The sequence below is a fragment of the Methylocystis sp. genome, assembly GCF_050251305.1.
GTDB lineage: Bacteria > Pseudomonadota > Alphaproteobacteria > Rhizobiales > Beijerinckiaceae > Methylocystis.
This window is the reverse complement of sequence record NZ_JBFWNB010000011.1, coordinates 36,074-54,958: the sequence shown is the minus strand read 5'-3', so window position 1 is coordinate 54,958 and position 18,885 is coordinate 36,074. Positions and strand designations below refer to the sequence as shown.

The window sequence follows — 18,885 nt, the reverse complement described above, 5'->3', positions numbered from 1 at the left end:
CTAAAATCTCGGCAGGTCTGGAAAGGGCGTCTTTCCGCCCGAGACATGCATCATGCCGAACTCGGCGCAACGATGCAGCGTCGGAAACACCTTGCCGGGATTGAGACGCCCCCCCGGGTCAAAGGCGCATTTGAGCCGCATCTGCTGCTCGAGGTCCACGTCGCTGAACATTTCGCCCATGAGGTCGCGCTTCTCGACGCCCACGCCGTGCTCGCCGGTCAGCACGCCGCCGAGCGAAACGCACAGGCGCAAAATGTCGAAGCCGAGCTTTTCCGCCCGTTCGACGTCGCCCTCTTTCGACGCGTCGTAGAGGATGAGCGGATGCAGATTGCCGTCGCCGGCGTGAAAGACATTGGCGACGCTCAGCCCCTGCTCCTTCGCGAGCCAATCCATGCCGGCGAGCGCTTCCGGCAGCCGCCCCCGCGGAATCGTGCCATCCATGCAAAGATAGTCCGGCGCGATGCAGCTCACCGCTGGAAAGGCGTTCTTGCGTCCGGCCCAGAACTGCAGCCGCTCGGCCTCGCTCGTCGACGCCCGGATCGTCGTCGCGCCTTCGTCGCGCGCGATCTCCTGCACGACGCCGACAAGATGATCCACTTCCGCCTGCGCGCCGTCGAGTTCGACGATGACGAGCGCTTCGGCGTCGAGCGGATAGCCGCAGGGCTGGAAGCGCTCCACGGCGTGGATCGTCGCCCTGTCCATCATCTCGAGGCCGCCGGGGATGACGCCGCGCGCGATGATCGCGCCGACGCAGCGCGCCCCCGCCGCCACATCCGCAAAGCCGAGCAGCAATCCGCGCGCGACGGCGGGCTTCTGCAGCAGCCGCACCGTCACTTCCGTCACGACGCCGAGCAGCCCCTCGGAGCCGGTCATCAGGCCGATGAGGTCATATGCCTCGCTGTCGAGATGCTTGCCGCCAAGCCGGATGACGTCGCCGCCCATCAGCACGAGTTCGAGTCCGAGAATATTGTTGGTCGTCAGGCCGTATTTCAGGCAGTGAACGCCGCCGGCGTTCTCGGCGACATTGCCGCCGATCGAACAGGCGATCTGCGACGAGGGGTCCGGCGCATAGTAGAAGCCCTGCGCCTCGACGGCTTTGGAAATCGCCAGGTTCTGAACGCCGGGCTGCACCCGCGCGCAGCGGTTTTCATAATCGATTTCGAGAATTCGATTGAATTTGGACATGCCGAGCAGAATGCCGTCCTCGAGCGGCATCGAACCGCCGGAAAGCGACGTGCCGGCGCCGCGCGGCACGACCTTGACGTTCATGTCGGCGGCGAGCGCCATGACGGCGCGCGCCTGCTCGACGCTCTCCGGCAGCGCGACGACGAGCGGAAGCGCCCGATACATGGTGAAGGCGTCGCATTCATAGGCGCGACGCGCGACCTCGTCGACGATCAGGCTCTCGCGAGGCAGAATGGCGCCGAGCCCCGCGATGAGTTCGTTGCGCCGCGACATGATGGCCGGCTCAGGCGCCGGCATGAGGAGCGTCATGGACTCGCGCCTCCAACGCGAGCGAGAGCGCCGCCGAAACCGCTCGGCCGAGCATGGCTTTGCTCCGGATGCGCCCCAATAATCCTAGCTCGTTTAGATGAGCCCCGGAATGCGCGCAAGCGCGCCGCGACCGCGCAAGCATAAGCAATGCGCGGCTTTTTTGGCGCTTTTCATTAATCTGCGTATGTTAGGCGCAGATCATCGCACGCCGAAAAACGGGCCCACGCGAATGACCAAAACCATCCTCATTGTCGAAGACAATGAGCTCAACATGAAGCTCTTCAACGACCTTCTCGAGTCAAACGGCCATGCGACGCTGCGCACGAAAAGCGGATTCGAAGCGATCGCCCTGGCGCGGACCCATCGGCCGGATCTGATCCTGATGGACATTCAGCTGCCGGAGATCAGCGGCCTGGACGTCACCCGTATGCTCAAGGAGGACAAAGATCTTCGCGACATACCGGTCATCGCGATCACCGCCTTCGCCATGAAGGGCGACGAGGAAAAAATCCTGCAAGGCGGCTGCCAGGCCTATCTGTCTAAACCCATTTCCGTGGCCAAATTCTTGGAGACGGTGAACGCCTTTCTCGCAGAGAAAGGCGAGGATCGCATCGCCTGATTGCGCCGCCTGTCGGGATGCGCCCTCCTTGGCGAAAGTCGAATGGCTGCCTGTGGGCCCTCCCCTCCGGGGCGGCCCACGACAGGAGCGAGGCGTCAGATATTGCGTCTTTTCGACGAGCTTGCAGCCGACGCGCGGCTGAACTATACAGCGCGCGACGGCGACATTCCGTCCGGCCTCCCCCAAGAGGCGTCCGAAATTGCGCGGGGCCATAGCTCAGTTGGGAGAGCGCTTCAATGGCATTGAAGAGGTCGTCGGTTCGATTCCGTCTGGCTCCACCAATAAAATCAATTAGTTAATTAGACAGTTTTCGCCGTCGCGACTGGCGGCGAGCCGTCCTGTCGTCACTCTGTCGCCACCAGTGCGTAGTCGCCCGGCACGCCGCTTCCGCCACCTCCTGCGAAAAAACCGAAGTGGAGGCAGGAGATCGATGGCCTCACACCAGATTCCCAGCTGGTCCTAACGGGCCGAACTCGTTCGCCGACCGTCAGTCCCGGCCAAGAGCAAGCGTCTGCGAGGAAATATGCAGTTGAAACGCCTGTTGCAGTTTCAGTTGGCGGGAACTCTCGCCTTCGCGGGAATAATCACCGCCATCGCCTTCATGCTCAATCAGTTCGAGCGAAGGGTGGAAGATGCGCAGCGCCAGCGTTACGACACCTACCTGCTCGCCGACGAGCTACGACAGTCCTCCGATGATTTGACCCGATTCGCGCGCATGTATGTTGCGACGGCGGACGATCGCTACCTGCGGTATTACTGGAACATTCTCGATATCCGGAATGGCAAGATCCCTCGCCCGGAAGGTTATGAAGGCGTCTATTGGGATCTGGTCGTCGGCAACGCTATTCCTGAGCCCCTCGCCGAGAAAAAAGGCGGCGTCTCGCTCGAAGCGCGTCTGCTTCAGGCTGGCATGACCGTCGATGAATTCAGCAAACTCAAGGAAGCTCAAAACCTGTCGAACGAGCTGGCCCGCCTTGAAACGGTGGCGATGAACGCCATCCGAGGCCAGTTTGACGACGGCACGGGTTCGTTCCAGAAGCAAGGCGACGCCGATCCTGTCTTGGCGAATAAGATTCTCAACGACGATCGTTACAACAATTACAAGACGCGAATTATGCAGCCCATCGGCGAGTTCCTCTCGATGGTGGATCGCCGGACCACAGCGCAACTCGAGGAACTCAATCGAAAGTCTCAAGAACTCCTCGTCGGGATCACAGGCCTTTCCGCCGCCTTCTTCGCGCTCATGTGCCTGATGGTTTGGCTGCTTTCGAGAAACGTGCTCGGCAGAAGCGCAGCGTTGATGCAAGCCGTCCACGAGATCAGCGCGGGAAATCTGGACGCGCGCACCGATGTTTCAGGGAAGGATGAAATCGGCGTTCTCGGCAGTGCGATCGACGCGATGGCGAATAATCTGAAAGCTGCAATAGACCGCGCAAACAACAAGGCCGAGGAAGCTCGGGAACAGGCGGTCAAGCTGAGCGAGGAACGCCATCACTCCGAAAAGCTGCTTAACAATATTTTGCCGGGCCTGATTGCCGATCGCTTGCGTAAAGGCGAGTCAATGATCGCGGAAACCTTCCCCGAGGTCACGGTGCTTTTTGCCGACATCGTCGGCTTCACCGAGCTTTCCGCGCGTTTGGGGCCGCGCGAGATCGTCAACATGCTCAATGACGTTTTCGGGCGCTTCGACAAGCTCGTTGTCGAATATGGGCTGGAGAAGATCAAAACGATCGGCGACTGCTATATGGTCGTCGGCGGCGTTCCAGCGCGCGATCCGCTTCACTGCCAGAAGGCGGCCGATTTTGCGATTGCCGCATTGCATGCTTTCGAGGACTACGCTTCCGATTTTGCTCAGCCTCTCAGCATTCGGATCGGGATGCATACGGGCACCGTGGTCGCCGGCGTCGTTGGCACCCAGAAATTCGCATATGATCTTTGGGGCGACGTCGTGAATGTCGCGAGCCGCTTCGAGTCTTCAGGAAAACCGAACCGGATTCATGTGTCCGATAGCGTCCGGTTTCGCCTTGCCGACGATTTTGCCTTCGAAGAAGGCGAAGATATGCACCTGAAGGGCAAGGGCGTCATGAAATCCTGGTTCATGCTCGGGCGTAAGGATGGCCGAAACGTCGTTCAGCTCAAGACGCTTCCCGCCAGCTGAAATTCTCTTCAAAATCCGCGACCGCTTTCGAAAAGATCGGCAAACGTCGGCGGCGCCCGGCGCGCCTCAATCGTCGGCGAACCGTCGCCTGACAACATTGTCAGTCTTGCTGACCGATTTGCAACAGCGAAGGCGCGCTCAGATTGGCGCGAGCCGGCGATCTTGCTCGCAAGGCCAACAAGCTTTGTGCTTGATCCAGGACGGACGAGAAGGCAACATTCAGCCGATCCTGCAACAGGAGCGCGTATGCTTAAGAAACTCTTCCTCTCCGCAGCTGTCCTCGCTGCATTCGCCTGTCTCGACTCCGCAGTCGCTTTTCACAAAGCGCATGGAGCAAGCGGTTCACAGTCAATTCAAAGCTCTTGCGGCCGTTCGGGCCATCATCATGGCAAATGTCGCGGCTGGCACAAAAACAGCAGCAAGCGTTACTATCATCATCACGACCGGCGCGGTCATCATGGCATGATATTAGGTTGAGCAGGCCCGGGCGCGCTGTTCGCTTCAACCGGCCTAACGGCTTGCCGAACGCCTGCCTTCTGGGCGATTGAACATCGGGCGCGCGGACGGCTGCTGGCGCCGCTTTGTTGATGCTGCGGCGTCGACGCCCCTCCCGCCCTTCAGGATCGCCGGCGCAACGCGCGCCGGCTGTTCATGTGCCTGCCTGAGCGGTCTAAATCAGTCCGGCGCGGTTGAGCGCCGCATCAAGCCGCCTTTCAAGTTCGGCCGTCGGCGCCGCCATCGGCAGGCGGTGTTCATTGTTGCTGATGACGCCGATTCGTTTGAGCATATATTTGGTCGCGATCGGCGACGTGTCCCAGTCTATTGCCGCGAATAACTCAGAGAATTCACTATTCAGCCGTCGCGCGCCTTCGACGTCTCCAGCGCTGTAGAGTTCGCAGAGTTGGGCGACCTTGTCAGGAATGACATTGCTCACTGAAATCATCGCGCCGCAGCTCCCCACAGAAAGCATGGGAAGACTCATTTTTTCCGCGCCACAGAAAATCCGGAAGTCGTCACCGATGCGGCTCAATACGTCCGTCACCAGTCCAATGTCGTCGTCGGTGTTCTTCAGACCAACAAAGTTCTCGGCGCGCTCCTTGATCTCGACTATGGCGCTGGCCGTGAGCGCAACGGCGGCGCGCGCAGGGATATGATAGATCAAGAATGGTTTGTCCGTGCGTCTCGCAGTATCGACAAAAAATTCAACAAGCGCGCGCTGCGGCGGTTTGCAGTAGTAGGGAGTGACGACAAAGATCGCGTCGACTGCAAGCTTCTGATAGCGTTCAATGAGGGTTACAGTTTCTGCATGGGACTGCGACGCCGTGCCGGCCAAGACCGGGCGGCGCCCAGCCGAAACGCCGACGGCGACCTCCACGAGACGGGCGCGTTCTTCGAGCGTCAGCGTCGTCGGTTCGCCGCTCGTGGCGTTGACCAGGAGGCCATGGCTGCCTTTCTCGATTTGCCACTCGCAAATTCTTGCGTAGCTGTCGTAGTCAACTTCTCCCTCATTGAAGGGAACAACGAGCGGCGCAAAAGACCCTTTGATGGCGTCAAGGTTGAGAACTGTCATGCCATTCACCGCAATTGCCATGAGACTGCGCGGCGTTCGCCGCCGCTCCGACCTTAGCAAATAAAAAGCCCTGTACGGGATGCGCTTACGATGGCTTGTTTGGGCTTTGCATGCCTTGGCGCTATCGCGCCGTCCATGTGCGGACGCTTCACACAGCATCGTTCCTGGGAAGAACTCCAGCGCCTGGCTGATCTCATCGTCCAGCTGCGCGAGCGCCGGCAGCGTTGACGGCGTGTGCGGGCGAGACAGGTTCGACGGACGCGACTGCGGAGAGTTCCGGATCGGGCCGCAACCTCACTGAGTCGGAGTATAGTATTTATGAGCGTTCAGGGCGCGCTCCAATTGAGCGATCAAAAGACGCGCGGCATCCAACGGCATCCGAACCTCGAGAACATTTTCCGGATCCATCGCTGACGACATCACTACGACAGCGACGTTATCTTCAGCTCTTACAGCGGAGGTTCCCATCGTAAAGTTGTCGTTCTTGTCCATTGCATGCTCCTCGATGCTTGAAATCTAAATTTCTTGTCGGCTCTTGTGCAACACAGGTCGCTGACCTCTGGCCCCTCTTAATCCCCGCCTCGGCGGCCGTCAGCACAGCAGGCGAGCGATGGTGTCCAACCCGGAAATAAGAAATACTGCGCTGCGCAACATTTGACCCCTGTCCCCCAACGTAACCCTTCTTAAGCAGCAGCGAGCATGATCGGTTGACCGCTTCACTGCGCCGCCGACTGCGCGGCCTTACTCAACGACTGAGCGCCGGGAAGCCGCCGCCCGTCAACTCTCAAGCGATTCGCCCGACCGATAACGCCCCGCGGGGGTGGAACGTGGGTTGCGGCGCAAAAAAGCCAGAACGCGTGGAGCGCCCTATATCCCGATTGATACGGCGAAATCCGTCGTCGAAATCCTGCACGGGGAACGGAGAGCACATGCAGATCAGCAATGTGATGAGCAAGGACGTTGCGAGTATCGTCTCTGGCGAAACGCTTCACCATGCCGCGAGTGAAATGGCCAAATTGAATATCGGCTCCTTGCCCGTGATCGACGGCGGAAATCTCGCGGGCATTGTCACCGATCGTGACATTGTCGTTCGCGGCGTCGCGCAGGGCTTATCTCCCCAGACCCGGGTCGGGAAAGTCATGACAACCGAACTCTTCACCTGCGCGCCAACGACCTCGGTTGACGAAGCGGCCAAGCTCATGGGCGAAAAACAAATTCGCCGGCTCTACGTTGTCGACCAAGGGCGATTGGTGGGCGTGGTCAGTCTCGGCGACCTTTCGCTGAATGCGCAAGATGACGCGGGCGAGGCGCTGACGGAGATTTCAAAAGAATAGACGCCCGCGCTCGCCGATGTTTCTTTCGACGTGGATCCGGGCCGGCGCCACGGGCTTGTCAATCACCAGCGCGCGCCGACGCCCAAGCTGTCGTGCGAACGCTCGCGCGCGCTGACGTCGGAAGCAGCCCATTCGTCCGGAAACAGCAAATTTGACGGCGCGATCGCCGGCTCCAGATTAAGCTTTGATTGACCAATGGGGATGGTTCCCTTGGAAATCGATCGACCGCCTTAAACGGGAGGCGCAGATGCCCAGGATTTTACTATCGGTCGTTGCGGCGCTTGCAGCTATGGGAAGCCCTGCCCTGGCAATGAGTCAAAACTGGAATATCACCGAAGAAAACGTGTCCGGCGTCAAAGGCGCTCAGGGAACATGGTCGGTGAATACCGACGCCGACAACAAAATCACCGGCACGGCGAATTTGCAGTTGGACAATGGCAAAATGCTCACCTACGCGCTTTCCGGCTCCGTTCAAGGCGCTGTCTATAAGATTGAGATGTCGGAACGCAGCGACGGAAAGAAGGGCTGCGTCTGGAATGGCCACATTCCCGCTGGCGCGGACAAGTCTCACGGGCTTATCGGCGAGGCTGTCTGCGACGGCGGCGTGAAGTTGATCATCCGTGCGGGGTTCTGATTGGCTCTGAGCCGCGTTCTGAAAGCGCAAGGAAGCCCCGGCGGGGCGCCGTGGCGGGCGTCCTTGCGCGTAGAGATCTATAGCGCTTTCAGTCAAGGTCGAGCGCGAACTCGGCGAAGACAGACGCCTCGCGGCGGAAAATCCTCGGGATGACAGAAGGATAGCCGAGGTTCCATCGACGCGCGGCGAGCCGGTTCATATGGGCCGGATTTTCAGCTAAATTCCGGCCAAATCCGCTGATATGGGCTCATTGATGTCGCTCCGAACTCGCATGCTGGCCGCATTTGCTGTGATGGCTGGGGGCATATGCCTCGCCGGATGCGCCAGCACATCTCCGCCAGTTGACGCTTCTCTTGTTGCGTCCGCGCCCAGGAATGAACCTGTCAGGAACGAACCTGTTGAGCAGGTTGTGCAGCCGGAGACGGCCATCGCCGGCGAAAGCGCTTCCTACGCCGCGACCAAGGACGCCGGCTTCACCGTTCCAGCGATCAAACCCGGACAAGTCGATCCCGCATTCCTTCGGAAGAGCGTCGCCTATTCGACCAAAGAACCTCCGGGAACGATCATTGTCGATACCGCCAAGCACTACCTCTATTATGTCGAAGCAGGCGGACGAGCGACCCGTTATGGCATCGGGGTGGGCCGCGCAGGGTTCGCCTGGTCCGGAGAAGCGACGATCAAGAGCAAGCAGGAATGGCCTGACTGGTACCCGCCCAAGGAAATGATTGAGCGCAGGCCCGACCTGAAGAAGCAGTTGGCTGAACTGCAGAGTGGTCCCGGCGTGCATGGCGGTCCCTCCAATCCGCTCGGAGCCCGGGCAATGTATCTTTGGCAGGGGGATCGCGACACGCTGTTTCGGATACATGGCACGAACGAGCCTTGGACCATCGGCAAGAGTCAGTCGTCCGGCTGTATACGGATGATCAACCAGGATGCGATGGATCTTTACCAAAAGACGGCGATCGGAACGCGGGTTGTGGTTCTTCCCACCAGCGTCGCGCGGCGGTAAGCGTCCCGGATAATCGCAGCCCCGACGTTATTCAGCGCCTTTCCCTATGCACGTCCGCCCCGACCAGATTGCGATCGTTGGCGAGCGACATCTGCGTCACATGCCGCGTTGCTGCGCGTCGCGCTTCGCCGATTTCGCCCGCCATGACGCCTTTCAGCTGCAGGAGCCTCCAGGATTGTCCGCACATTTCCAATGCGGATAATGATCAGCGCGGTTGCGCATGAGTTTGTTCGCGCCTGGCTTCATTTCATCCCAGGAAAGGCTCTTGCATGTCGCGCGGACGTATCGGGAGACCGCCGGGCGCGGATCATGGAAAATGCCGAACACGCCGGTCTCGTGATCCGCATGAGCATAACTTGTCGCCGAGAGCGACAGACCGCTCGCCGTCAAGAAGATGAATGCAATCTTGTTCATCGAGAATTCCTTTCCTGTCCCACAGCAGAAAAGTAAGCGCCCGCTGTCCTATAGAAAAATAGACGGCTCGAATATTTAACATCGCTTTTTTCGACGCATGTTCGCTCACCTAATTCAGCGACACAGCGGCGCGCTCGAACGATGTGAGAGAAACATCAGCGGCAATTCGCTGTTCGCGGCGGCGCGGCGTTGCCATCCTTTGAGCGGCGAAAGAACATGGCGCATGCGCGCAAGCGTTCGGCGCCGCTCGCGCCACGCCGCGTTCAGGTCAGCGTTGTTCGCGTCGTCGAACGCATGATGAGCGCGCATGCGCCAACCGATCATTCCGTTGTCACGCCGTCGAAATGTTCATGGCTGGTGTTCGCTTCAGCGCATGTGCCGTGGACCGTTCCGTCGACATGTTCGGGCGGGCCGTAGATCGTATAGAGCCGAAGCGGCGTCTTGCCCGTACTGATCACATTGTGGCGCGCGCCCTGAGGAACGATGACCCCATCGTCCGCCTTCACCCTGTTGCACACGCCGTCGATCCAGATTTCGCCCTCTCCATCTTCGATCCGGAAGAACTGGTCGCGATCCTCATGCACCTCCTCGCCGATTTCGTCGCCCGGGTTTATCGACATGAGCACGAGTTGGAGGTTATGCCCTGTATAGAGCACCCGGCGAAAATCGCCGTTTTCCTCGGTCAATCTTTCGATGTTGTCGACGAAACCCTTCATCTCGAAGTCTCCCTGCGTTCCGGCGACGGGGCGCTCGCGTCGGTCGCACTCAAATAGGCTCCGTTTCACTCGGCGCAAGTTGCCGGCCTGATGTGGCGACATACGTGCACGCAGCAATTCGATCGCCAGACTACCATTCTAGTCAATCTGGCGATTCTGGACGCGGCATTTGGCTGCACCACGGCGTTTCTGTTGATTTGCGGAGATCAGAGGTCGTTGACCCGAGAGACAGACGGTCTAAGCTGGCCGCCGGACGCGGGAGAACGGCATGCACGGCGACGCCAAAGTCATTGAATATCTAAATCGAGCGGTGCGCGCCGAGCTGACGGCGATGGCCCAGTACTGGCTCCATTATCGGGTTCTCGATAACCTCGGCTTCAAGGATCTCGCAAGAAAGTGGCGGGCGGAAACCTTGGAAATCATGGAGCACGTCGATGGTTTTGCCGCTCGGATATTGTTCCTCGACGGCTTTCCGGACATGCAGACCCTCGACCCGTTGCGCGTCGGTCGAACGGTCGAAGACGTCATCGACGCCAGTCTCGCGACAGAGTTAGGCGCTCGCGCGCTCTATCTGGAGGCCGCCGCCTATTGCATGGAGATCAATGACCGGGGCACGATGATGCTGTTCGAAGAGACTGCAAAAACGGAAGAGGGACATATCGACCTGCTTGAGCAGCAGCTCAAACTCATCAAGCAGCTCGGCGCAGAGCTCTATTCGCAAAAACGCATGGGCGAACTCGCAGGAACGGAAACGCTATAGGGCGCTCGTTCGGCGCTGACCGCCGAGAGCTGAATCTCACTTTTCCGACCTGATGTCCTTCAATCTCGGAGCGTGCGCTCTAACTCAATGCCTCCCATGTCTTCCGTGGCTATGGCTCGCTTGCTCCTCTTCGTGGCTGTGGCGTGCGTGCTCTGAACCGTGCGAATACCTAGTGTCGGCCACGGTCGACTCACCGAAAATCGGCCGACCGAGCGGCGAATCCGAGAAGATTTCGTGCAGATAAAAGTCGACGCCGATGATCCAGCCGACGCTGCTGCCGCTCGCGCGGTTGATCGGAATGATCGCTTCGGCGCCGATCTGAAAGGAATCTCCCACCCAAAAGACGCCTGGATTGATTGTGCCCGTCGTCTTGAGCCCGGTCTGGAAATTGTTGCCGACCGGCGTGGAGAACTGCGTTTCGATGATTGGCACGAGGCGCCGAATCATATCGGGCAGCCCGACATTGGCGACTTTCGATTCCAAATAACTCAGACTGTATTGCAGCGTCGCTCCGTAAGACAGGAACTGCGGATGGCGCGTCACATCGAGGCTCACGTCGCCGCTTGACGGATCGACCGACGTCGCAAGCGTTCGCCGCCAGGTGGCGAATTCATAACCGATTTGGCCGCTAATCCCGAACGGCCGCGCCCAGGCGAGCGCGTCAGGCAAATCGTTAAGCCCCTTGGCGAACCACAGCGTCGGCGTCACGACGGTGAACTTGTCAGCATCGATCGACGGATTTCCAATGTTTCCCCAGAGGACCGACACGCCTGCGGACATGACCAGTTCCGAGGGAGCGTCGGTCAGGAACTGATATTTGACAGCCGTTTCCAGGTTCTGGAAGTCGCCGGCGCTTAAGCCGGCGGGCGCGCGACAGCGCAAGTAGGAACTGCCGAAGGAAACGCCCAGCTTTTCGGTAATGCGCTTTGAAAATTCCGCCGGGAACTCGATTTCGCGTCCTGACGGGTCGTCCCCATTTTTGATCATCGCCAGATTGGGAATGGCGAGTTCATCCATATTGCATGCATCGTCTATAGCGAGCGTTGCAGGAAAGACTCGATCGCCCACTTCACAGTGCGCGTGGGCGCGCGATCCGACGAGGAGCGGAGCAATTGACGCGATCGCCGCGACGCAGCCGGCGATTCTTCGCAGCCTGCGACGTTCTGACTCCGAAGATTGGATCGTGTACGCCATACGACCGACTCCCGTCGATCCAACGAGCTTTACTTACTATTACTTAGCGTAGCAGAGTACAGATAATAATAAATTGGAATAGTTCTAGCTAGCGATCTGTTTGGAAGTCTTCCAGATAATTATTTGCAAACAAATTCAGCAATATGCTTACTGTATCTCGCTGGCGTATTGTCGCATGATGGCCGCGACGCTGCGGGCGCAGCGATTTCTCCCTGCGGGATCCAGAATGACCGTTTTTCGCTTGAGCGATATTTACCGCGGCGCCGTTCGCGTGACCGCCTTCGACCCGGACGTCGGAACCGAGCAGCGGCTGATCGACCTCGGCCTTCGCGTCGGCTCGACGCTTTCCGTGCTTGAGCAGGATGCGAACGCCGGCGTGCTTCTCGCGGTCGGCGACGGACGGATCGCCGTCGACGCCGCGACCGCGCGGCTGGTGCAGGTGACGAGATTGGAGGAGGCCTTCAGGCCCATGAAGATCGGCGACTTGAAGCCCGGAGAGCGCGCCCGCATCGTCGGCATGGGCAAGGGCATGCCGGGTTATCGGCAGCGGCTCATGGCGATGGGGCTGACGCCCGGCGTCGAATTCATGTTAACGCGCGTTGCGCCGCTCGGAGACCCTGTCGAAATCCAAGTCCGCGGCTTTTCCATGAGCTTGCGCAAAGCCGAGGCGGAACTCCTGGCCATCGAAACGCTCCCATGAATCGTGGAACCGGACGGACCATCGTCGTCGGCATCGTCGGCAATCCGAACTGCGGCAAGAGCACGCTGTTCAACGCTTTGACCGGCGGGCGCCAGGAGGTCGGCAACTGGCCCGGCGTAACCGTGGAAAAGAGAAGCGGACGCTACCGATATGACGGCGACACATATGAGGTGATCGACCTGCCCGGCGTTTATTCGCTCGGCGGGACGATTCAAATTTCGGAAGACGAGCGCGTCGCGCGCGACTTCGTGCTGTCGGGCGAGGCGAGCCTGATCATCAACATCGTCGACGCCTCAAACCTCGAGCGCAATCTCTATCTCACGGCTCAGCTTCTGGAGATGCGCGCGCCCATGGTGGCGGCCGTGAATATGATGGATATCGCCAAGCGCCGCGGGATCGGTTTGGACATTGCGAAACTGGCGCAGGAATTGGGCTGTTCGGTCGCGCCGCTGATCGCCGCCAGAGGAATGGGCGTGTCGGATCTCAAGGCGTATGTCGCGGATCTCGCAGATCGGCCGCGCCCTCCGCAGGTAACGCCGAACTATGGCCCGGCGGTCGAGTCCGCCATAGGCGAACTGGAGCCGCTGCTCGCCGAAGATGGCGCGCCGCGGCCGCATTGGCGCGCGCTGAAGCTGCTCGAAGGAGATGCGATCGTCGCTGGCGCGATGGATGAACGTCTCGAACGCGCAGTTGAGTCGGCGCGCACGATGTTGACGGCGGCGTTCGGAGAAGATCCGGATATCGTCATCGCCGACGCGCGGTTCGGATTCGTGACCAGGATCGTCGAAAGGACCGTGCGGCGCTCCCGCCGCGCGTCGCGCACCCTGTCGGATCGCATCGACCATGTGGCGCTGAATCGCTTTCTCGGCATCCCGATATTTCTGATGATGATGTATGCGATGTTCATCTTCACCATCAGGATTGGCGGGGCCTTCATCGATTTCTTCGAGCAGGCGACGGGCGCGCTGCTTGTCGACGGCGGACGTCAGGCGCTGGAGCAATCCAACGCGCCGCAATGGCTGATCGTTCTGCTGGCTGACGGCGTCGGCGGCGGCGTTCAGACGGTCGCGACCTTCATTCCAATCATCGGCTTTCTGTATCTCTTCCTCTCCTTTCTCGAAGATTCCGGCTACATGGCCCGCGCCGCGTTTGTCATGGACCGCGCGATGCGCGTGATCGGACTCCCCGGAAAATCCTTTGTGCCGCTGATCGTGGGCTTTGGCTGCAATGTGCCGGCGATCATGGCGACGCGCACATTGGAGAGCCGTCACGACCGCATACTGACGATCATGATGGCGCCGTTCATGTCGTGCGGCGCGCGTTTGCCGGTCTATGCGCTCTTCGCCGCCGTCTTCTTTCCGACGAACGGCCAAAACATCGTGTTCCTGCTCTATTTGATCGGCATTCTGTTCGCCGTCGGAACGGGGTTCCTGCTCAAGAACACCGTGCTCAAAGGAGAGGCCTCTCCCTTCATCATGGAGTTGCCGCCCTACCACATGCCGACGGCGGGCACAGTTCTGCTCAGGGCGTGGGATCGGCTGAAAAGCTTCGTGTTCCGGTGCAGCCGAGTGATCATTCCGATCGTGGTGGCGCTGAGCTTTCTCAACGCCATCGGCGTCGACGGCGGTTTCGGCAATCAGAACAGCGAAAAATCCGCGCTTTCCGCTGTCGGCAAGGCGCTCGTCCCCGCCTTCGAGCCCATGGGCATGACGCAGGACAATTGGCCTGCCGCGGTCGGCGTGTTCACGGGCGTTCTGGCCAAGGAGGCGGTGATCGGCACGCTCAACGCGCTCTATTCGCAACTGGGCGCGACGAATGGCGGCGATACGGACGAGGCCGCGGCACAAAAAATGAGCCTCGGCGAGAAGCTCATTGCAGCCTTTCGCACCATTCCGCAGAATCTGGCTGGCGTCGTCGCGGATCTGACCGATCCCCTGGAACTCGACATTTCCTTCATACGCGACGCTGCGCAAGCGGCGGACAAGCTCAAAGTGCTGCAATCCGCATTCGCCGCGATGGAGACGCGCTTCGACGGTCCCGTCGGAGCCTTCGCCTACCTCCTCATGATACTGCTGTATATTCCATGCGTGGCGGCGATGGGGGCGATCTATCAGGAGATCGGCTGGCGCTGGACGGCGTTCAGCGCCGTGTGGAATACTGGACTGGGCTGGTGCGCCTCGGTGATCTTCTATCAGACCATGAGATTTGAACGCGCGCCCGCGACCGCGGCGTTCTGGATCGGAGCCTGCCTCGCCATCGTGATTTTGGCCATGGCGGGGTTACGGCGCGTGGGGCAAAGGGTGGCGCTTACGCGTGATCGGTCTGTCGCGCCCGGCGCTTCGCAGGCGCTTCAAAACTGAACGGGGCGGCGCGATGGCAACGCTCTCTGCGGCAAAGCTTTTTATGGAAAATCGCGGTCGGGCGTCGGTGGCGGAGATCGCCACGGCGCTTGATACGACGCCGGACGTCGCGCGCAGCCTTCTTGAGATCTGGCGAACAAAAAAGAAGGCGCGACGTGTCATCGGCATGTGCGCCGCTTGCGGCGAGAGCGCGAGTTGCGCCTGCGCCTGCGCAGGCGGCGCGGATCTCACCGATGTCTATGAATGGGTCGAAACGCAGAAAAATTCTGCGGCGCAGTAACCTCCCGCGCGTCACCGGCGCATGGACTGACGCGCCGGCGCACTCTGCGCCGGTCCGGTCAGACCGCCTGCTGCGTCATGCGGACGGCGCGCCGGGAACCCAGTTGATTACGCGCGCTCGACTGGCGACGGGGAAACATGCGCGCGCAGGAAATCAAGCGCCTCCTGCGGCGCATTGGCGAGCGGCAGCGTGATGAAATGGTTCGTCGCGAGGATCAGCAGCCAGGCGCCTTCGACCGGCCATATCGCCTTGATCTGCGGCCATTCCAGGAGCGAGGCCGGGCCAGGGCCGTCGATGATGACGCCGTCGTCGCGCAAGCGCGCCATCGGCCATCGCCCCCGCATGGCGTCGACCTTGCCGCGCATGATCCGCAAATGCATGCGCCAACCCGACGCCACGAAGATCGCGAGCGCCGCCGACAGCGCCAGGAACAACGCAACGCCAAGTTCTTGCTCGCCCGAGAAAAACAGCATCACGCAGGCGAAAATCATCAGGGCCAGCGGAACGAAGGTCCGCGCCGCATTTTCGCGGAACAAGGCCCGCGTCACGAAGCCGTTGACGGCTGACCGGATCAATTTCTCGTCGTAGCGGAGCAGAAAGACGTAACGCTCAGTCATGGCGCGGACTCACTCAGACAAAAGCCGTTTTGACGGCCTCCAAGGAGTCTAGCCGAAGAGGCGTCTCTTGACGACACGTCGATGAGCGGCGACGGCGGCGGGCGCCAGGACTCGTCACGCAGCCCAAAGCTGAGCGGCTTCCCAATCCGAACGTCCTGTCCCCAGCCCTTAGTATGAACTTTCATAGGTGAGCGATTACGGTTAAAAGCTTCTATTGCTGAGACGGGCCGGGATAATGGCGCTCCATCCTTTCGACGACCGCGGCGAGAACCTCAAGGCGAAAGCCACGGCGACCTATGTGCTTGTCATCGGGGCGAATATCTTTGCCTGGACATGGGCGTGGATGGCGTTCTCCGATCGGCCGGGGCTGATGGGCGCGGCCGTTCTGGCCTTCCTGTTCGGTCTCCGGCACGCCTTCGACGCCGATCACATCGCCGCCATCGACAATGTCGTGCGGAAGCTGATGCAGGACGGGAAAACTCCCTTCTCGGTGGGGTTTTTCTTCTCCCTCGGCCATTCGACGATCGTCACGCTCGCCTCGGTCGCCATGGCCGCGACAGCCGTGGCGATGCAAGGCCAGACGGACGAGTTGCGAACTTTGAGCAGCGCATTCGGCACGATCGTCTCCGCGCTGTTTCTGATCGTCATCGGCCTGGTGAATCTCCTGTTGCTCAGAGGCGTCTGGTCAGCATACCGTCGCGCCCGAAACGGCGAGCCGGTCCTCGACGAGGACCTCGACCGTCTGCTCAACGGCCGCGGGGTGTTCACGCGAATCTTCGGGCCGCTATTCCGCTTCGTCTCGCGGTCCTGGCACATGTATGTCGTGGGCTTTCTCTTCGGCCTGGGCTTCGACACTGCGACGGAGATCGGTCTGCTCGGCATTTCCGCCGGGCAGGCCGCGCAAGGCCTGTCGTTTTCGACGACGCTGGTGTTTCCCGCGTTGTTCACTGCCGGCATGACGCTGATGGACACGACGGACAGCCTCGTGATGACCGGCGCCTATGGCTGGGCGTTTGACGATCCGCTCAGAAAACTTTGGTACAATCTGGTCATGACGGCGATGTCGGTGGTCGTCGCCATCTTCATCGGCGGCGTGGAGGCGCTTGGGCTGATCAGCGACAAGCTCGGCTTCGAAGGCGGCTTCTGGGGTCTCGTTCAGGGCCTCAACGACAATCTCGCCGACTTCGGCTTCGCGATCGCCGCAATCCTGATCGCGAGCTGGCTCGTCTCCATGCTCATCTATCGGACCCAGGCGCCAATGAAGACCTATCCAGGCGCCGCCGGGTTGGACTATCGGCCGCGGCGCTCGGCGCCGTGAACTCCAGGATTCCCGGCATCTGCGTCTTTTTGCCGATCAGGAAGAAAGAGCGCGTCGTCTCTTTGCCCTTCATCTCGACGGCGCCGCCGTCCAGGAACAGGTAGTCGTCGCTCAGGCGCACCTTGACCGCTTCGGACACGTGGATCTTGTCGGGCTGGCCCGTGGACTCGAAGCGGCTGGCGACATTCACGACGTCGCCCCACAGATCATAGGAAAATCGCTTTTTTCCGACGACGCCGGCGGCCACCGTGCCGGTGTGCACGCCGATCCGCATGCGCAGCGGGTAAGGAACCTCATTCGCGTAATTCATGATGAAACTTTGCGCCTCCAAGGCGAAGTCGGCGATATGCTGACAGTGGAGCGGGTCCCGGTTGGGAACCCCGCCAACGACCATGTAGCTGTCGCCGATCGTCTTGATCTTTTCGACGCGGTGCTTTTCGACCAGTTCGTCGAATTTCTCGAAGATCGCGTTGAGCATGTTGACGGTCGCATGCGGTCCCAGCTTCGCCGAAAGCTCGGTGAATCCGACGATGTCCGAGAAAAACACCGTCACTTCAGGGAAAACCTCGGCGATCGTCTCTTCGCCGCCGCGCAATCGCTCGGCGATCGCGGCAGGGAGAATATTGTGAAGCAGCTTTTCCGAACGGGAGCGTTCGATCTCGAGATCGGACAGGGCCTTCCCTGAAAGTTTTATCTTGTCTTCGAGCTTGTCGAACGCGACGTTCAGATTTTCAGCCATCGTGTTGATGGTGGTCGCGAGTTCGTTGATCTCGTCTTTTCCGGAGACCGAGGCGCGAGCCGCCATATCGCCTGAGCCGAGATCGCGAACGACCCTCATAAGCTGCGACGCTCGAACCGCGAAGCGACTACGCAAGTAGATGATAGACAGAACGACCAATCCGAATAAGCCGATGTTCAAATATGTGTTTGCGTCGAACAATCGCCTGGTGAAAGCCTGCTCTTGCAAAATCTGCGCAACATATCTCTTCCGGATCAACTCCTGCATCTGCGCGATTTTCAGCGTCAGATCTCCGTTGAGCTTGCGATATTCGTCGCTAAACAGCAATTTTGTCGCGAAGGCGCGATCTGGCTTGCCCTTTCGCGAAAAGGTTCCGGCCCCGTCGTCGAAGTCGCCGTCGACGGCGTGCATTGCAGCCCGTTCGATCGCGACCACTTTTTCCTGGAAGCTTCGCGCTTCCTTCAGCTTATTCAGCTCCTGCGCCGTGATGTTCTGACTTAAGAACCGATCTTCTATGGAAACTGCGCCATCGCGATTCTTGTCAGGCGGCGGAATGAGCCCGCCATTCACGAGATCCCAATAAGAGAAATTATAGTTCTTGGGCCGGGCGACTTCGCCGTCCAGAATGGCGCCAATGATGTTGTACCACTCAATTCTTCTCGGATTGTTGTGGTCGATATAGCCTCGTGCGAAGCGCGTCTGCCATTGCGAGGAGAAAACCAGATCTTCGGCAAGCGTGGTCAGAGACTGCAGTTGGTGATGCGACGTCTCCAGATCCTGTTGCGCCTTTTCCAGAAAAACGCCCAACGCCAGATTGCCGCCGGCCAAAGCGACGAGCAGCAGGAAGAAGATCGAGAAAAAGGTTCGAAGCTTCATGTGGTCGGCGCCTCGTGTCGGATGGTCTCGTCCAGAAGACCACAGGTGTCGATAGCTACGTGATCCGTTGGCGAGCGCACAAGGGCGTGCGCC

At 60.0% G+C, this 18,885-nt stretch carries 19 protein-coding genes and 1 tRNA gene; 12 read left to right on the top strand and 8 right to left on the bottom strand.

The genetic code is table 11. The features are described 5' to 3' along the window. Positions 1-1,494 carry an FAD-linked oxidase C-terminal domain-containing protein gene (locus AB7F41_RS05940; protein WP_428382777.1) on the bottom strand — a complete coding sequence of 498 codons (1,494 nt, stop codon included), beginning with the start codon at positions 1,492-1,494 and terminating at the stop codon, positions 1-3. A 229-nt stretch (positions 1,495-1,723) separates the two neighbouring features. Here AB7F41_RS05940 and AB7F41_RS05935 point away from each other — a divergent pair, with 229 nt between their 5' ends. The 4 genes from AB7F41_RS05935 to AB7F41_RS05920 all read left to right on the top strand — a co-directional run bounded on the left by AB7F41_RS05935 (position 1,724) and on the right by AB7F41_RS05920 (position 4,737). Further along, a complete protein-coding gene (locus AB7F41_RS05935) occupies positions 1,724-2,113 on the top strand; it encodes a response regulator (RefSeq protein WP_428382778.1) in 390 nt (129 codons plus the stop codon). Between the two features lie 205 nt (positions 2,114-2,318). Then, positions 2,319-2,394 (top strand) — tRNA-Ala (locus tag AB7F41_RS05930). A 248-nt stretch (positions 2,395-2,642) separates the two neighbouring features. Next, positions 2,643-4,271, top strand: a complete 1,629-nt coding sequence (locus AB7F41_RS05925; RefSeq protein WP_428382780.1) for an adenylate/guanylate cyclase domain-containing protein — start codon at positions 2,643-2,645, stop codon at positions 4,269-4,271. After that, positions 4,228-4,737: a hypothetical protein gene (locus AB7F41_RS05920; protein ID WP_428382782.1), complete on the top strand. Its 510-nt coding sequence runs from the start codon at positions 4,228-4,230 to the stop codon at positions 4,735-4,737. The genes AB7F41_RS05925 and AB7F41_RS05920 overlap by 44 nt, the downstream gene beginning before the upstream one ends. Positions 4,738-4,941: 204 nt before the next feature. Here AB7F41_RS05920 and dapA read toward each other — a convergent pair whose 3' ends face one another. Continuing rightward, positions 4,942-5,862: a 4-hydroxy-tetrahydrodipicolinate synthase gene (gene dapA, locus AB7F41_RS05915; protein WP_428382783.1), complete on the bottom strand. Its 921-nt coding sequence runs from the start codon at positions 5,860-5,862 to the stop codon at positions 4,942-4,944. Positions 5,863-6,135: 273 nt separating this feature from the next. Then, positions 6,136-6,333: a hypothetical protein gene (locus AB7F41_RS05910; RefSeq protein WP_428382785.1), complete on the bottom strand. Its 198-nt coding sequence runs from the start codon at positions 6,331-6,333 to the stop codon at positions 6,136-6,138. Positions 6,334-6,770: 437 nt separating this feature from the next. Here AB7F41_RS05910 and AB7F41_RS05905 point away from each other — a divergent pair, with 437 nt between their 5' ends. The 3 genes from AB7F41_RS05905 to AB7F41_RS05895 all read left to right on the top strand — a co-directional run bounded on the left by AB7F41_RS05905 (position 6,771) and on the right by AB7F41_RS05895 (position 8,818). Further along, positions 6,771-7,175 carry a CBS domain-containing protein gene (locus tag AB7F41_RS05905; RefSeq protein ID WP_428382787.1) on the top strand — a complete coding sequence of 135 codons (405 nt, stop codon included), beginning with the start codon at positions 6,771-6,773 and terminating at the stop codon, positions 7,173-7,175. A gap of 247 nt (positions 7,176-7,422) precedes the next feature. Then, the gene (locus tag AB7F41_RS05900) at positions 7,423-7,809 is read left to right on the top strand and encodes a hypothetical protein (protein WP_428382788.1); all 387 of its coding nucleotides are present in this window, start codon (positions 7,423-7,425) and stop codon (positions 7,807-7,809) included. Between the two features lie 271 nt (positions 7,810-8,080). After that, positions 8,081-8,818: a L,D-transpeptidase gene (locus AB7F41_RS05895; RefSeq protein WP_428382790.1), complete on the top strand. Its 738-nt coding sequence runs from the start codon at positions 8,081-8,083 to the stop codon at positions 8,816-8,818. Positions 8,819-8,971: 153 nt separating this feature from the next. Here AB7F41_RS05895 and AB7F41_RS05890 read toward each other — a convergent pair whose 3' ends face one another. Further along, complete coding sequence (locus tag AB7F41_RS05890) at positions 8,972-9,232, bottom strand: hypothetical protein (protein ID WP_428382791.1); 261 nt, start codon at positions 9,230-9,232, stop codon at positions 8,972-8,974. 320 nt (positions 9,233-9,552) lie between these two features. After that, complete coding sequence (locus AB7F41_RS05885) at positions 9,553-9,948, bottom strand: cupin domain-containing protein (RefSeq protein ID WP_428382793.1); 396 nt, start codon at positions 9,946-9,948, stop codon at positions 9,553-9,555. A 268-nt stretch (positions 9,949-10,216) separates the two neighbouring features. On the opposite strand from AB7F41_RS05885, the gene bfr reads away from it, so the two are divergent. Continuing rightward, positions 10,217-10,708, top strand: coding sequence for a bacterioferritin (gene bfr / locus AB7F41_RS05880; RefSeq protein WP_428382795.1), 492 nt, complete (start codon positions 10,217-10,219; stop codon positions 10,706-10,708). An 84-nt stretch (positions 10,709-10,792) separates the two neighbouring features. On the opposite strand, the gene AB7F41_RS05875 is transcribed toward bfr, so the two are convergent. Then, positions 10,793-11,725 carry a hypothetical protein gene (locus AB7F41_RS05875; RefSeq protein WP_428382797.1) on the bottom strand — a complete coding sequence of 311 codons (933 nt, stop codon included), beginning with the start codon at positions 11,723-11,725 and terminating at the stop codon, positions 10,793-10,795. Between the two features lie 403 nt (positions 11,726-12,128). Between AB7F41_RS05875 and AB7F41_RS05870 the strand changes: the two genes are divergently transcribed. Genes AB7F41_RS05870 through AB7F41_RS05860 form a run of 3 tightly spaced genes read left to right on the top strand, consistent with a single transcriptional unit; the run spans position 12,129 to position 15,242 of the window. Then, positions 12,129-12,602: a FeoA family protein gene (locus tag AB7F41_RS05870; protein ID WP_428382799.1), complete on the top strand. Its 474-nt coding sequence runs from the start codon at positions 12,129-12,131 to the stop codon at positions 12,600-12,602. Continuing rightward, positions 12,599-14,962, top strand: a complete 2,364-nt coding sequence (feoB, locus tag AB7F41_RS05865; protein ID WP_428382801.1) for a Fe(2+) transporter permease subunit FeoB — start codon at positions 12,599-12,601, stop codon at positions 14,960-14,962. The genes AB7F41_RS05870 and feoB overlap by 4 nt, the downstream gene beginning before the upstream one ends. 13 nt (positions 14,963-14,975) lie before the next feature. Next, on the top strand, positions 14,976-15,242 hold the full coding sequence (locus AB7F41_RS05860; RefSeq protein ID WP_428382802.1) for a FeoC-like transcriptional regulator: 267 nt from the start codon (positions 14,976-14,978) through the stop codon (positions 15,240-15,242). 107 nt (positions 15,243-15,349) lie between these two features. Here AB7F41_RS05860 and AB7F41_RS05855 read toward each other — a convergent pair whose 3' ends face one another. After that, on the bottom strand, positions 15,350-15,859 hold the full coding sequence (locus tag AB7F41_RS05855; protein WP_428382804.1) for a YcxB family protein: 510 nt from the start codon (positions 15,857-15,859) through the stop codon (positions 15,350-15,352). Between the two features lie 235 nt (positions 15,860-16,094). Here AB7F41_RS05855 and AB7F41_RS05850 point away from each other — a divergent pair, with 235 nt between their 5' ends. Then, positions 16,095-17,177, top strand: coding sequence for a HoxN/HupN/NixA family nickel/cobalt transporter (locus tag AB7F41_RS05850; protein ID WP_428382806.1), 1,083 nt, complete (start codon positions 16,095-16,097; stop codon positions 17,175-17,177). Here AB7F41_RS05850 and AB7F41_RS05845 read toward each other — a convergent pair. Beyond that, the gene (locus tag AB7F41_RS05845; protein ID WP_428382808.1) at positions 17,095-18,792 is read right to left on the bottom strand and encodes an adenylate/guanylate cyclase domain-containing protein; all 1,698 of its coding nucleotides are present in this window, start codon (positions 18,790-18,792) and stop codon (positions 17,095-17,097) included. The two genes, AB7F41_RS05850 and AB7F41_RS05845, sit on opposite strands and share 83 nt — an antisense overlap. Between the last annotated feature and the right edge of the window lie 93 nt (positions 18,793-18,885).